The 12,590-nt window shown below is 64.5% G+C and carries 12 protein-coding genes; 10 read left to right on the top strand and 2 right to left on the bottom strand.

The window, feature by feature from the left end; genetic code table 11:
• Window positions 1-78: 78 nt before the first annotated feature.
• Window positions 79-474, top strand: coding sequence for a hypothetical protein (locus GV002_RS04330; protein WP_160017215.1), 396 nt, complete (start codon window positions 79-81; stop codon window positions 472-474).
• Between the two features lie 288 nt (window positions 475-762).
• On the opposite strand, the gene GV002_RS04325 is transcribed toward GV002_RS04330, so the two are convergent.
• A complete protein-coding gene (locus GV002_RS04325) occupies window positions 763-2,259 on the bottom strand; it encodes a CoA-acylating methylmalonate-semialdehyde dehydrogenase (protein WP_160017214.1) in 1,497 nt (498 codons plus the stop codon).
• Window positions 2,260-2,366: 107 nt separating this feature from the next.
• Window positions 2,367-3,713, bottom strand: a complete 1,347-nt coding sequence (locus tag GV002_RS04320; protein ID WP_160017213.1) for an aspartate aminotransferase family protein — start codon at window positions 3,711-3,713, stop codon at window positions 2,367-2,369.
• Between the two features lie 162 nt (window positions 3,714-3,875).
• On the opposite strand from GV002_RS04320, the gene GV002_RS04315 reads away from it, so the two are divergent.
• From GV002_RS04315 to GV002_RS04275, 9 genes are all read left to right on the top strand, one after another.
• Window positions 3,876-4,793 (top strand): LysR family transcriptional regulator, encoded by a 918-nt coding sequence (locus GV002_RS04315; RefSeq protein ID WP_160017212.1) that lies wholly within the window; start codon window positions 3,876-3,878, stop codon window positions 4,791-4,793.
• A gap of 170 nt (window positions 4,794-4,963) precedes the next feature.
• A complete protein-coding gene (locus tag GV002_RS04310; protein ID WP_160017211.1) occupies window positions 4,964-5,626 on the top strand; it encodes a TetR/AcrR family transcriptional regulator in 663 nt (220 codons plus the stop codon).
• Window positions 5,626-6,210 carry an IMPACT family protein gene (locus GV002_RS04305; protein ID WP_160017210.1) on the top strand — a complete coding sequence of 195 codons (585 nt, stop codon included), beginning with the start codon at window positions 5,626-5,628 and terminating at the stop codon, window positions 6,208-6,210. The genes GV002_RS04310 and GV002_RS04305 overlap by 1 nt, the downstream gene beginning before the upstream one ends.
• Entirely contained in the window at window positions 6,207-6,773 is a 567-nt protein-coding gene (locus tag GV002_RS04300; RefSeq protein WP_160017209.1) for a DUF922 domain-containing protein, read from the top strand. Before GV002_RS04305 ends, GV002_RS04300 begins: the two co-directional genes overlap by 4 nt.
• A 168-nt stretch (window positions 6,774-6,941) precedes the next feature.
• Window positions 6,942-7,628 carry an SDR family oxidoreductase gene (locus GV002_RS04295; RefSeq protein ID WP_160017208.1) on the top strand — a complete coding sequence of 229 codons (687 nt, stop codon included), beginning with the start codon at window positions 6,942-6,944 and terminating at the stop codon, window positions 7,626-7,628.
• A 311-nt stretch (window positions 7,629-7,939) separates the two neighbouring features.
• On the top strand, window positions 7,940-8,500 hold the full coding sequence (locus GV002_RS04290) for an MFS transporter permease (RefSeq protein ID WP_160017207.1): 561 nt from the start codon (window positions 7,940-7,942) through the stop codon (window positions 8,498-8,500).
• A gap of 370 nt (window positions 8,501-8,870) precedes the next feature.
• Window positions 8,871-10,418, top strand: a complete 1,548-nt coding sequence (locus tag GV002_RS04285) for an ABC transporter ATP-binding protein (RefSeq protein WP_160017206.1) — start codon at window positions 8,871-8,873, stop codon at window positions 10,416-10,418.
• 11 nt (window positions 10,419-10,429) lie between these two features.
• The gene (locus GV002_RS04280; protein ID WP_160017205.1) at window positions 10,430-11,533 is read left to right on the top strand and encodes an ABC transporter permease; all 1,104 of its coding nucleotides are present in this window, start codon (window positions 10,430-10,432) and stop codon (window positions 11,531-11,533) included.
• Window positions 11,534-11,642: 109 nt separating this feature from the next.
• Window positions 11,643-12,569: an ABC transporter permease gene (locus tag GV002_RS04275; protein WP_160017204.1), complete on the top strand. Its 927-nt coding sequence runs from the start codon at window positions 11,643-11,645 to the stop codon at window positions 12,567-12,569.
• The last annotated feature ends 21 nt before the right edge of the window (window positions 12,570-12,590 follow it).

Genomic DNA, 12,590 nt, shown 5'->3' with positions numbered 1-12,590 from the left:
CATTCGGCACTTCCATGATGGCTATAAGCCTTTATAGTACGCGCCCCTATCAGCACTCACGACAAGGATGTAATCCGGATGTCTTCCCTCAAGTCTGCCGCCATGCTGGCAGCCGCGCTGATCGTCAGCGGTTGCTCCACTGCCACCTGGGTCAAGCTCCCCGACGATAGCGCGCTCATCGTCAATGAGCGCCCAACTCTCCACAACCAGGGCCTGATCAAGACACGCCCATTTTCATGGGGTGCAGCCGGAGGCGTACCTTATCGGCTGGAGGACAAGCAATCCCATGTCATCCAGAGTGGCCGCCTGAAAACACGCTTCCGCGTTGCCTCGATCTTCTGGCCTCCGGTCGGCATCGCCTATTGGCCGATGGGCTTCGGCCAGCGTTGCTATGACCTGACCGGACCGGCGCCACAAGCCTGCACCTATCAGGATCTGGTCGACCTGCGGAAGAACCATCGCCTCTCCCGCTGACGGTTTAACCAGATAAGGCTTCCACGGCAGCGTTCGTAGGAGCCCCACCCCGGGGCGAAGCTTTTCGAAGCCTCGCAGCCCCGCTCCTACAGGTTCTGATCGTTCCCACGCTCCGCGTGGGCATGCAGCCCGTGACGCTCCGCGTGGGAACGATCACGCAACTCCCAAGTGGCTGCCAGATTTTTCGCGGCTGAAGGCGCTCCTGCCGGAAGCCCGATCACCACGACACTGCAACCAATAAAAAGGCCGATCTCGTGATCGGCCTTTTCGTTCAACGCATCAGCTCACTCAGCCATTGCTGGGGAAGGCGAACTGCGCCGCTTCGTGGCTCTTGCGCGCCGGCCAGCGTTGGGTGATGGCCTTCTTGCGGGTGTAGAAGCGCACACCATCCGGACCGTAGGCATGCAGGTCGCCGAACAGCGAGCGCTTCCAGCCACCGAAGCTGTGGTAGCTCACCGGCACCGGCAGCGGCACGTTGACGCCGACCATGCCGACTTCGATCTCGTCGCAGAACAGGCGTGCCGCTTCACCGTCACGGGTGAAGATGCAGGTGCCGTTGCCGTACTCGTGATCGTTGATCAGCTGCATGGCTTCTTCCAGGCTGCCAACGCGGACGATGCACAGCACCGGGCCGAAGATTTCGTCGGTGTAGATGGTCATCTCCGGTGTCACCTTGTCGAACAGAGTGCCGCCGACGAAGTAACCGTTCTCGTTGCCAGCGACCACCAGGTCGCGGCCGTCGACCACCAACTTGGCGCCCTGCTCGACCCCGGCGTCGATGTAGCCCTTGACCTTGTCACGCGCCGCGGCGGTGACCAGCGGGCCCATGTCGAGGCCGCAGGAGGTGCCGGCACCGATCTTCAGTGCCTGGATCTGCGGGACGATCTTGTCCACAAGCGCGTCGGCGATCTGGTCACCCACGCACACGGCTACGGAGATGGCCATGCAGCGCTCGCCACAGGAGCCATAGGCCGCGCCCATCAGGGCACTGACGGCATTGTCCAGGTCGGCATCGGGCATCAGCACGGCGTGGTTCTTGGCGCCGCCCAGGGCCTGCACGCGCTTGCCGCGCTTGGTGCCTTCGCTGTAAATGTACTCGGCGATCGGGGTCGAGCCGACGAAGCTCAGGGCCTTGACCTCGGGCGCTTCGATCAGCGCATCGACCGCATCCTTGTCGCCGTTGACCACGTTCAGCACGCCCTTGGGCAGGCCGGCCTGGTTCAGCAGTTCGGCGATGAACAGGGTGGAGCTGGGATCACGCTCGGACGGTTTGAGGATGAAGCAGTTACCGCAGACGATGGCCAGCGGGTACATCCACAGCGGCACCATGGCCGGGAAGTTGAACGGAGTGATGCCGGCGACCACGCCGATGGGCTGCAGGTCGGTCCAGGCGTCGATGTTCGGGCCGACGTTGCGGCTGTACTCGCCCTTGAGAATTTCCGGGGCGGCGCAGGCGAACTCGACGTTCTCGATGCCGCGCTTGAGTTCACCGACGGCGTCTTCGAGGGTCTTGCCGTGTTCGGCGCTGATCAGCGCGGCGATCTCGTTCTCGTTCTGCTCCAGCAGTTGCTTGAAGCGGAACATGATCTGCGCACGCTTGGCCGGCGGGGTGTTGCGCCAGGCCGGGAAGGCGGCCTTGGCGGCGTCGATGGCCAGTTGCATGGTGGCGCGATCAGCCAGGCCGACGGCGCTGGTGGAGTCGCCGGTAGATGGGTTGTACACCGGGGCACTGCGACCGTTGCCGGCAATGCGCTCGCCGTTGATCAGGTGAGGGATATGGCTCATGGGGAAGCTCCTAGACGTAATTATTGTGGGTAGGAGCCGGCTTGCCGGCGATCCGTTTTACAACATCGCCCGCAAGCGGGCTCCTACAGAAATGGGTGCGTTCGCTCTTAATCCAGCTTGTTCAGCACGTCGCCAACGGCGTTGAAGACGCGGTCGAGGTCTTCCATCTTGGCGTTGAAGGTTGGGCCGAACTGCAGGGTGTCGCCACCGAAGCGTACGTAGAAACCCGCCTTCCACAGGGCCATGCCGGCCTCGAACGGACGGATCACCGCATCACCGTCACGCGGGGCGATCTGCAGGGCGCCAGCCAGGCCGCAGTTGCGGATGTCGACGATGTGCTTGGTGCCCTTCAGGCCATGCAGCGCAGCCTCGAACTTCGGCGCCAGCTCGGCGGACTGCTGGATCAGGTTCTCGCGCTTGAGCAGCTCCAGGGTCGCCAGGCCAGCGGCGCAGGCAACCGGGTGCGCCGAATAAGTGTAGCCGTGGGTGAACTCGATCATGTGCTCCGGCGACGGCTGCTGCATGAAGGTGTTGTAGATCTCGCTGCTGGCGATCACCGCACCCAGCGGGATGGCGCCGTTGGTGATCTGCTTGGCGACGTTCATCAGGTCCGGGGTCACGCCGAAGAATTCCGCACCGCTCCACTTGCCCATGCGGCCGAAGCCGGTGATCACTTCGTCGAAGATCAGCAGGATGTTGTGCTGCGTGCAGATCTCGCGCAGGCGCTGCAGGTAGCCCACCGGCGGCACGATAGCACCGGCCGAACCGGACATCGGCTCGACGATCACCGCGGCGATGTTGGAAGCGTCGTGCAGTTCGATCAGCTTGAGCAGCTCGTTGGCCAGCTCCACGCCGCCGGTCTCGGCCATGCCCTTGGTAAAAGCCATGCCCGGTTGCAGGGTGTGCGGCAGGTGGTCGGCGTCCATCAGCTGGCCGTACATCTTGCGATTGCCGCCGATGCCGCCCAGCGCGGTGCCCGCGATGTTGACGCCGTGGTAGCCACGGGCACGGCCGATGAAGCGAGTCTTGGAGGCCTGGCCCTTGAGGCGCCAGTAGGCTTTGGCCATTTTTACCGCGGTGTCGGCGCACTCGGAGCCGGAACCGGTGAAGAACACATGATTGAGATCACCCGGCATCAGGTCGGCGACCTGCTCGGCCAGCTTGAACGACAGCGGATGGCCGTACTGGAAGCCCGGCGAATAGTCGAGGGTGCCGAGCTGCTTGGCCACGGCTTCCTGGATTTCCTTGCGCGAGTGACCGGCGCCACAGGTCCACAGACCCGACAGGCTGTCGTAGATCTTGCGACCCTGGTCGTCGGTCAGCCAGTTGCCCTCGGCCGCCACGATCAGACGCGGGTCGCGCTGGAAGTTGCGGTTGGCGGAGAACGGCATCCAGTGCGCATCCAGCTTGAGCTGGCTGGCCAGGGACGGGGTTGCGGTCTGCGGCATGTTCATTGGGAGCCTCACTCGGGCAGGCAATCGGATGTAGGAGCCGGCTTGCGGGCGATGATCGCCGGCAAGCCGGCTCCTACAGGGTAGTTGCCAGCAAAGGTGCCACGGGCATAGAGTCAGTAAAACAACACTCTTCTTATCTTCAGTTCAAGGTCTACTAAACAAATGAGCAGCCGTCGTCCCGATCCGCTGGCCCAGGTCAGCGACTTTGAAATCCGCCTGCTCAAGCTGTTTCGCAGCGTCGTGGAATGCGGCGGTTTTTCCGCGGCGGAAAGCGCTCTGGGCATCGGTCGCTCGGCCATCAGCCAGCAGATGAGCGACCTGGAACAGCGCCTTGGCCTGCGCCTGTGCCAGCGCGGCCGCGCCGGCTTCGCCCTGACCGAGGAAGGCCGCGAGGTTTACCAGAGCACGCTGCAGCTGCTGGCGGCGCTGGAGAGCTTTCGCACCGAGGTCAACGGCCTGCACCAGCACCTGCGCGGCGAGCTGAACATCGGCCTGACCGACAACCTGGTGACCATCCCGCACATGCGCATCACCAATGCCCTGGCGCGCCTCAAGGTGCAAGGGCCGGACGTGCGCATCCACATCCGCATGACGCCGCCCTCGGAAGTGGAACAGGGCGTGCTCGACGGCCGTCTGCATATCGGCGTGGTGCCGCAGGTCGGCGCCCTCTCCGGCCTGGAATATCAGGCGCTGTACGACGAGCGCTCGCTGCTCTACTGCGCCGTCGGCCACCCGCTGTTCTACGTCGATGACCAGCAGCTCGAGGACGAACGGCTCAACGCCCAGGAGGCCATCGCCCCGACCTTCCGCGTGCCGCCGGAGGTTCAGAGCCACTACCAGGCGCTGAACTGCACCGCCAGCGCTTCGGATCGCGAGGGCATGGCCTTCCTTATTCTGACCGGGCGCTATATCGGCTACCTGCCCGACCACTACGCCCAGGCCTGGGTGCAGCAGGGTCGCCTGCGCGCGCTCAAGGCGTCCACGCGCTACTACGACATCAACCTGGCAGCGGTAACGCGCAAGGGCCGCCGCGCGCACCTGGTGCTGGAGAGCTTTCTCGACGCCCTGGCCGAAGCCTGAGGTGCGTACTGGCAAATGCCCCATCTCGAAGAGAAAAAGCGGGCAGATCGCCTGCGCAGGGTGACACGCCCGACGCAAACGGGCTTTTTCACGCCGTAATGCTTGTCACCCAGCCAAGGCTGGGGTATCTGTGCAATCGCTCGGCTCCCTGATCAGTTCGGAATCGCCCCATGACCTTCGAAGTCCCCGCCCACAGCGCCAACGGCAAGCCCGCCGGGCGCATTCGCCAGAAGAACGAAGAAGCCATCATCAAGGCTGCCGAGGAAGAATTCGCCCGGCACGGCTTCAAGGGCACCAGCATGAATACCATCGCGCAGAACGTCGGCCTGCCCAAGGCCAATCTGCACTACTACTTCAACAACAAGCTGGGGCTGTACCTGGCGGTGCTGAGCAACATCCTCGAACTGTGGGACAGCACCTTCAACAATCTGAGCGTCGATGACGACCCGGCCGAAGCGCTGGAGCGTTACATCCGCGCCAAGATGGAATTCTCCCGGCGCCAGCCAAAGGCTTCGCGCATCTTCGCCATGGAAGTGATCAGCGGCGGCGAATGCCTGTCGCAGTACTTCAACCAGAACTACCTGGACTGGTTCCGTGGTCGTGCCGCCGTGTTCGAAGGCTGGATCGCCGCAGGCAAGATGGACCCGGTCGACCCGCTTCACCTGATCTTCCTGCTATGGAGCAGCACCCAGCACTATGCCGACTTCGCCTCGCAGATCTGCCGCGTGAAGCAGAGCTCGCGCCTGACCAAGCAGGACTTCGAGCAAGCATCCGACCAGCTTGTGCAGGTCATCCTCAAGGGCTGCGGCCTGACACCTGCCGCCAAAGCCTGATGGCGTTCACCCTGCTCGGCCCTTGCGAATACCGCGAGGAGATTCGCAAGAGCCGCTTCATCGCCCTCGCCGCGCCGATTGCCAGCGCGGCCGAGGCGCAAGCCTTCATCGACAGCCACAGCGACCTGGCCGCCTCGCACAACTGCTGGGCGTGGAAGGTCGGCAACCAGTACCGCTTCAACGACGACGGCGAACCAGGCGGCACGGCGGGGCGGCCGATCCTCGCCGCCATCGAGGGGCAGGACTGCGATCAGGTGGCGGTGCTGGTGATCCGCTGGTACGGCGGCATTCAGCTCGGCACCGGCGGTCTGGCTCGCGCCTACGGCGGCAGCGCGGCCAAATGCCTGCAGGCCGGCGAGCGGCGCGAACTGGTGCTGCGCCAATCCTTCACCTGTCATTTGCAGTTCGCCGAGCTGCCCGTGTTCAAGGCGCGCCTGAACGAGTTCGACAGCCTGATCGAAAGCGAGGACTACGACGCCACTGGCGCACGCCTGCAACTGGCCGTCGTGCCGGCCGAGCGTGCCACGCTGGAACGCTTGCTGGGCGATATCAGCCGGGGCCGCGAAAGCCTGAAGGCGCCATGAAGCGGACGATCCTTACAGTTCTGTCGCTGCTGTGGCTCTGCCTGCCGGCCCATGCCGAGGTGCAAGAGCGTGTGCAGGAACAGTATTACGACCTGCAGGTGGACTCTGGCCAATCCCTCAGCCGCGCCCTCAACCAGGCCTCGCCGATTCGCCAGAACGGCCAGATCTACCACGCCTACACCCGCTGGCGGGTGCAGTGGAATTTCTGGTGGCGCGAGCAACGTGACGGCCGCTGCCAGATCGACCTCACCCGTACCCGGTTGAACGCCACCATCACCCTGCCCCGTCTCGGCGGCGGCGACGCCCAGCAGCGCCAGCGATTCGAGCAGTACCTCGGTGCACTGCGCGAACATGAGCTGGGCCATTACCGCATCGGCCAGGCTGCCGCCGCCGAGATCGACGCCGCCCTGCTGCAGACGTCCGAATACCCCAGTTGCGCCGAGCTGCAACAGCAAGCCAACCAGCGCGCCAACGCCATCCTGCGGCGCCATGCCGAACAGGAGCGGCAGTACGACCAGCAGACTGGTCACGGCCGCAGCCAGGGCGCCTGGCTGACAGAATGACGGCTAACGCACAGGGTGTGCAGGGCCGCCGCCCTGCCGCGAATCAGAGGCGGACGCGCTCGACAAATCCCACCCGAGACCAGGCCGCTTTAGCCAGTGGCTGTACCGGGCTTATCGGATCGACATTCGCTATGCTGATCTTCTTTCTCATCCGCCATGGAGCCTGACATGACTGCCCCCCGATCCATCCTGATCATTGGAGCCTCACGTGGCCTCGGCCTTGGTCTGGCCGGTGAATTCACCGCCCAGGGCTGGAGCGTCACCGCCACCGTGCGTAGCGCCACGCAGCAGGCACCGCTGCAGGCGCTGCCCGGAGTACGCGTGGAGCAACTGGAGATGACCGATCCGAACAGTCTCGAGCAGTTGGCCAACCGCCTGAGCGACCAGCAGTTCGACGTCATCTTCGTCAACGCCGGGGTTGCCGGCCCCGAGCACCACAGCACTGCACAGGCCAGCGCCGAGGAAATGGGCCAACTGTTCCTGACCAACGCCGTCGCCCCGCTGCGCGTGGCCGAGCGCCTACTACCGCACCTGGCCGCCGAGCACGGGCTGATCGTGTTCATGAGTTCGATCCTCGGCAGCATCGAGGCCGGCGCTGGCCTGGGCATGCCGCTGTACGGCGCCAGCAAGGCCGCGCTCAACCACCTCGTGCAGTGCTTCGTGCGCACTCAGGACAACCCAAAACTCGGCGTGCTGCTGATGCACCCGGGCTGGGTACGCACCGATATGGGCGGCGCCGACGCTCCGCTGGATATCGACAGCAGCTGCAAGGGCATGGTCGAACAAGTCAGCTCCGCCGTCGGCCAATCCGGCTTGCGCTACATGGACTACCAGGGCAATGCACTGCCCTGGTAAGCGCCAGCGTCACCTGCTCGGCCCGCACTATTCGGGCCGAGCAACGATTGCTCCCACGCGCCTGCGTGGGAGCAATATTGAGGCGCTCTGCGTCGCTACCGGGCCTGGATATACCGCTGCCTGCTGGTGGACGCTGCAGCGTCGAACCCCGCATTCCCACGCAGAGCGTGAGAACGATCACCTTAAATTGAGATGGCAAGCAATTTCGCGCCATAGCACACGCCCCAACGTCGTGACATCCGTATACTCTGCCGCCCTCTGAACACTCGCAGGATGCGAGCCTCCCACCACCATTACTCGGGACTCGGTCAATGGACAACCTGTATCAGACACCCAAAGCAGAGCTGCTGGACGAACAGTCCCATTCCCGTGGCGCATTCTTCGCCACCTCACAGAACAAGCTCTACTTGCTGTACTTCACCACCTTCGGCCTGTACTCGATCTACTGGTTCTACAAACAGTGGGACAGTCAGCGCACCGCGATGCTGCCTAAAAGGATCATGCCGGCGGCGCGTTCTATCTTTCAGATTTTTTTCACCCACTCGTTATGCCGCCAGATCAACGAGCACAAAAAGCGCCAGGGCCAGGCGCCCTGGGCTTACTCGGGCACCGCCTGGGCCTATGTGCTACTGACACTCGTCAGCGATGGCCTGACACGAACCGATGGTCCAGGCGGTGCTCTTGAATTGCTGCTGACGATCGGCGTCGTCATGGTTCCGGCCATTCCCCTGGCGCTGATTCAGCAACAGGCCAACCAGGCGAGCGGCGATGACAATGGGCAGACCAACGCGTCTATCAGCGGTCTGAACCTGCTGTTCATCATCCCCGGCGCATTGCTGTGGTTGCTCATTCTGATCGCTGTCTTTCTCTGAAGCCCAAGCGCAGACGTGGCAATCGCAAGATGGATTGAGCATCACGAAACCCATCATCAACAGCCGCCCCGGGTATCGATGCGCTCAAGCCAGGCTACTTGCTTTTCTGGTGGCCGCAGGCTGTTACTTCGAGAAATTCCCGGATTGCATCCGGGCTACGGCCACGACCGTAGGGTGCGCCGTACGCACCAATGTCACCTGCGACAAGCGCTCGAATGCGGTGCGCATGGCGCACCCTGCGGGGCGGACCGCACCAATCCTGCGCATGGATCAACGTTTGCAGCAGGCGAGAACGCAGCTGACAGGTTTTCTGACCTCCTGGCCAAGTTTTTGCTTTAGCCCCGCTCAGTTATTGCCATGAGCGTTTTCCATGCCTGCCTCACCCGATGCCACACGCTTGCAACTGACGGCCATCAGCAAGCAATACCCCGGTTGCCTGGCCAACGATCGTATCGACCTGGCCATCGCCCCCGGCGAGATCCGCGCCCTGCTCGGCGAGAACGGTGCCGGCAAGAGCACCCTGATGAAGATCATCTACGGCGTCACCCAGCCCAGCAGCGGCGAAATCCGCTGGCAGGGCGAGCGGCTGACGATGCGCGACCCAGCCATGGCGCGCGGCCTGGGCATCGGCATGGTGTTCCAGCATTTCTCGCTGTTCGAGACCCTGACCGTGGCCGAGAACATCGCCCTGGCCATGGGCGCGGATGCCGGCACGCCGAAGCAGCTGGAGGCGAAGATCCGCGAAGTATCGCAGCGCTACGGTATGGCGCTGGAGCCGACGCGCCTGGTGCACAGCCTGTCCATCGGTGAGCGCCAGCGGGTAGAAATCGTGCGCTGCCTGATGCAGGACATCAAACTCTTGATCCTCGACGAGCCGACCTCGGTGCTCACCCCGCAGGAGGCCGACGAGCTATTCGTCACCCTGCGCCGGCTGGCCGCCGAGGGCTGCAGCATCCTCTTCATCAGCCACAAGCTCGGCGAGGTGCGTGCCCTGTGCCAGAGCGCCACGGTGCTGCGCGGCGGCCGGGTGTCCGGTCATTGCGTACCGGCCGAGCGCTCGGACCTGGAGCTCGCGCGACTGATGGTCGGTGATGCCGAGGGCCTGGAGAGCAGCTACCCGAAGGTCAGCGGCGGCCTGCCACGGCTGCGCGTCGATGACCTCAGCTGGCACAACCCCGATCCCTTCGGCTGCTCGCTCGAGCACATTCGCCTGGAAGTGCGCAGCGGCGAGATCGTCGGCATCGCAGGGGTGGCCGGCAATGGCCAGGACGAGTTGCTCGCGCTGCTCAGCGGCGAAGCCCGCCTTCCGCGTGGCGAACGTGAGCGAGTGAGCATCGATGCGGCGCCGGTGGCCAACCTGCATCCCGATGCACGGCGCCAGCTGGGGCTGGCGTTCGTGCCGGCCGAACGCCTCGGTCATGGCGCCGTACCGGAAATGAGCCTGGTGGACAACGCCCTGCTCACCGCCTTCGGCCAGGGCCTGGTCAAGGGCGGCCTGGTGCAGCGTGGCAAGGTGCGCGCACTGGCCGAGGAGATCATCCGCCGCTTCGCGGTGAAAACGCCGAATGCCGACACGGCGGCGCGCAGCTTGTCCGGCGGCAACCTGCAGAAATTCATCCTCGGCCGGGAAATTCTGCAACAGCCCAAGCTGCTGGTGGCCGCGCACCCGACCTGGGGCGTGGACGTCGGCGCCGCCGCCGCCATCCACCGTGCCCTGATCGCCCTGCGCGATGCCGGCGCGGCGATCCTGGTGATCTCCGAAGACCTCGACGAACTGTTCCAGATCAGCGACCGCATTGGCGCCCTGTGCAGCGGGCGGTTGTCGCCGCTGACCAACACCGCTCAGGTCTGCCCCGTGGAGGTCGGCCGCTGGATGGCCGGTGAATTCGATCAACCCGCCGCTGCTGCGGCCTGCTGACGGAGCCCGTCATGCTGTTATCCCTGGAACCGCGCGGCCAGCAGTCGCGCCCCATGCTCTGGCTGTCGCCGCTGCTGGCCGCCGTACTGACCCTGATCAGCGGTGTGCTGCTGTTCACCCTGCTTGGCCATGATCCGCTGGAAACCTTGCACACCCTGTTGATCGCCCCGATCAGCGACTGGTATGGCGTGTCCGAACTGCTGGTCAAGGCGCTGCCGATCCTGCTGTGCGCCCTCGGCCTGGCGGTGGCCTACCAGGCGCGCATCTGGAACATCGGCGCCGAGGGCCAACTGCTGATCGGCGCCCTGGCCGGCAGCGCCATGGCCCTGCAACTGATCGACTGGGACAGCCGCTGGGCGCTGGCGGCGGTGGTGCTGGCCGGCACCTGCGCGGGCGCCGCCTGGGCCGGGCTCACCGCCTGGCTGCGCACGCAGTTCAATGCCAACGAAATCCTCACCAGCATCATGCTCAACTACATCGCGCTGAACCTGCTGCTGTTCTTCGTGCATGGCCCACTGAAAGATCCGGCCGGTTTCAATTTCCCCGAATCGGCGATGTTCGGCGATGCCAGCCGCCTGCCACTGGTCAGCGAGGACGGTCGCCTGCACGGCGGCCTGTACCTGGCGCTGCTGGCCCTGGTGGCAGTGTGGGTGTTGCTGCACAAGAGTTTTCTCGGCTTTCAGATAAAGGTACTGGGCCTGGACAGTCGCGCCGCCGGCTTCGTCGGCTTTCGCGAGAGGCGCCTGGTGTGGTTCGCCCTGCTGGTCAGCGGCGCACTGGCCGGTATGGCCGGCGTCGGCGAAGTGGCCGGCCCCATCGGCCAGCTGGTGCCGCAGGTCTCGCCCGGCTACGGCTATGCGGCGATCACCGTGGCCTTCCTCGGCCGCCTCAACCCACTCGGCATTCTGTTCGCCAGCCTGCTGATGGCGCTGCTGTATCTGGGCGGCGAGAACGCACAGATGAACCTCAACCTGCCGCAGGCGATCACCCAACTGTTCCAGGGAATGATGCTGTTCTACCTGTTGGCCTGCGACGTGCTGATCCTCTACCGACCTCGGCTGAAGTGGAAATGGGTGAAGCGCGACGCCAAAAACAACACCGAGGCCATGGCCTGACAAAGAACCTGTAGGAGCGAGCTTGCTCGCGATCCTTGCCGACACTGATCGCGAGCAAGCACTGGGCGTCCCCCTCGCTCCTACAAAGCTATACACAAAGGAAATCCCCATGGATCTCGATCTGTTGACCAATATCTTCTATGCCATGGTGCGCACCGGCACGCCGCTGCTGCTGGTGGCCCTGGGCGAGCTGGTGTGCGAGAAGAGCGGCGTGCTCAACCTCGGCCAGGAAGGCATGATGCTGTTCGGCGCGGTGATCGGCTTCATCGTCGCCTTCAGCACCGGAAGCCTGTGGCTGGGCGTGCTGCTGGCGATTGCCGCCGGCATGCTGCTGTCGTTACTGTTCGCCGCCGTGGCGCTGGGTTTCAACGCCAACCAGGTGGCCACCGGCCTGGCCCTGACCATCTTCGGCGTCGGCTTGTCCACCTTCGTCGGTGCAGCCTGGGTGGGCAAGCCGCTGACCGGCTTCGAGCCCATCGTCATCCCGCTGCTGTCTGACATCCCGCTGATCGGGCGCATGCTATTCGCCCAGGACGTGCTGATCTACCTGTCCTTCGCCCTGTTCACCCTGGTGGCCTGGGTACTGATGAGAAGCCGCATCGGCCTGATCATCCAGGCCGTCGGCGAGAACCCGGACGCCGCCAGCGCCATGGGCCTGCCGGTGCTGCGCGTGCGTACCCTGGCAGTGCTGTTCGGCGGCGCCATGGCCGGCCTGGCCGGTGGCTACCTGTCGCTGGCGTACACGCCGATGTGGGCGGAGAACATGACCGCCGGGCGCGGCTGGATCGCCCTGGCGCTGGTGGTGTTCGCCAGTTGGCGCGTATTGCGCGTGCTGCTCGGCGCCTACCTGTTCGGCCTGGCCAGCATCCTCCATCTGGTGGCGCAGGGCATTGGCCTGTCGATCCCGTCGAACCTGCTGGCCATGCTGCCCTACGTCGCCACAATCGTGGTGCTGGTGCTGCTGTCGCGCGATGCGATCAAGACCCGGCTGTATGCACCGGTATCGCTGGGCCAGCCGTGGCGGGCGGGGCATTGAGGCTCAATAGTCGCGGCTGAA

Origin of the sequence: Pseudomonas sp. 8O (assembly GCF_902506495.1) — a bacterium.
Lineage (GTDB): Bacteria > Pseudomonadota > Gammaproteobacteria > Pseudomonadales > Pseudomonadaceae > Aquipseudomonas > Aquipseudomonas chaetocerotis.
Note: the sequence above shows the minus strand (reverse complement) of the source record. Positions and strands in the feature narration are given on the sequence as shown.

What these genes read in the sequence shown, in the direction of transcription:
- GV002_RS04330 (WP_160017215.1), top strand. Translation starts at nt 79, where the DNA reads ATGTCTTCCCTCAAGTCTGCCGCCATGCTGGCAGCCGCGCTGATCGTC.
- GV002_RS04325 (WP_160017214.1), bottom strand. Translation starts at nt 2,259, where the DNA reads ATGAGCCATATCCCTCACCTGATCAACGGCGAGCGCATTGCCGGCAAC.
- GV002_RS04320 (WP_160017213.1), bottom strand. Translation starts at nt 3,713, where the DNA reads ATGAACATGCCGCAGACCGCAACCCCGTCCCTGGCCAGCCAGCTCAAG.
- GV002_RS04315 (WP_160017212.1), top strand. Translation starts at nt 3,876, where the DNA reads ATGAGCAGCCGTCGTCCCGATCCGCTGGCCCAGGTCAGCGACTTTGAA.
- GV002_RS04310 (WP_160017211.1), top strand. Translation starts at nt 4,964, where the DNA reads ATGACCTTCGAAGTCCCCGCCCACAGCGCCAACGGCAAGCCCGCCGGG.
- GV002_RS04305 (WP_160017210.1), top strand. Translation starts at nt 5,626, where the DNA reads ATGGCGTTCACCCTGCTCGGCCCTTGCGAATACCGCGAGGAGATTCGC.
- GV002_RS04300 (WP_160017209.1), top strand. Translation starts at nt 6,207, where the DNA reads ATGAAGCGGACGATCCTTACAGTTCTGTCGCTGCTGTGGCTCTGCCTG.
- GV002_RS04295 (WP_160017208.1), top strand. Translation starts at nt 6,942, where the DNA reads ATGACTGCCCCCCGATCCATCCTGATCATTGGAGCCTCACGTGGCCTC.
- GV002_RS04290 (WP_160017207.1), top strand. Translation starts at nt 7,940, where the DNA reads ATGGACAACCTGTATCAGACACCCAAAGCAGAGCTGCTGGACGAACAG.
- GV002_RS04285 (WP_160017206.1), top strand. Translation starts at nt 8,871, where the DNA reads ATGCCTGCCTCACCCGATGCCACACGCTTGCAACTGACGGCCATCAGC.
- GV002_RS04280 (WP_160017205.1), top strand. Translation starts at nt 10,430, where the DNA reads ATGCTGTTATCCCTGGAACCGCGCGGCCAGCAGTCGCGCCCCATGCTC.
- GV002_RS04275 (WP_160017204.1), top strand. Translation starts at nt 11,643, where the DNA reads ATGGATCTCGATCTGTTGACCAATATCTTCTATGCCATGGTGCGCACC.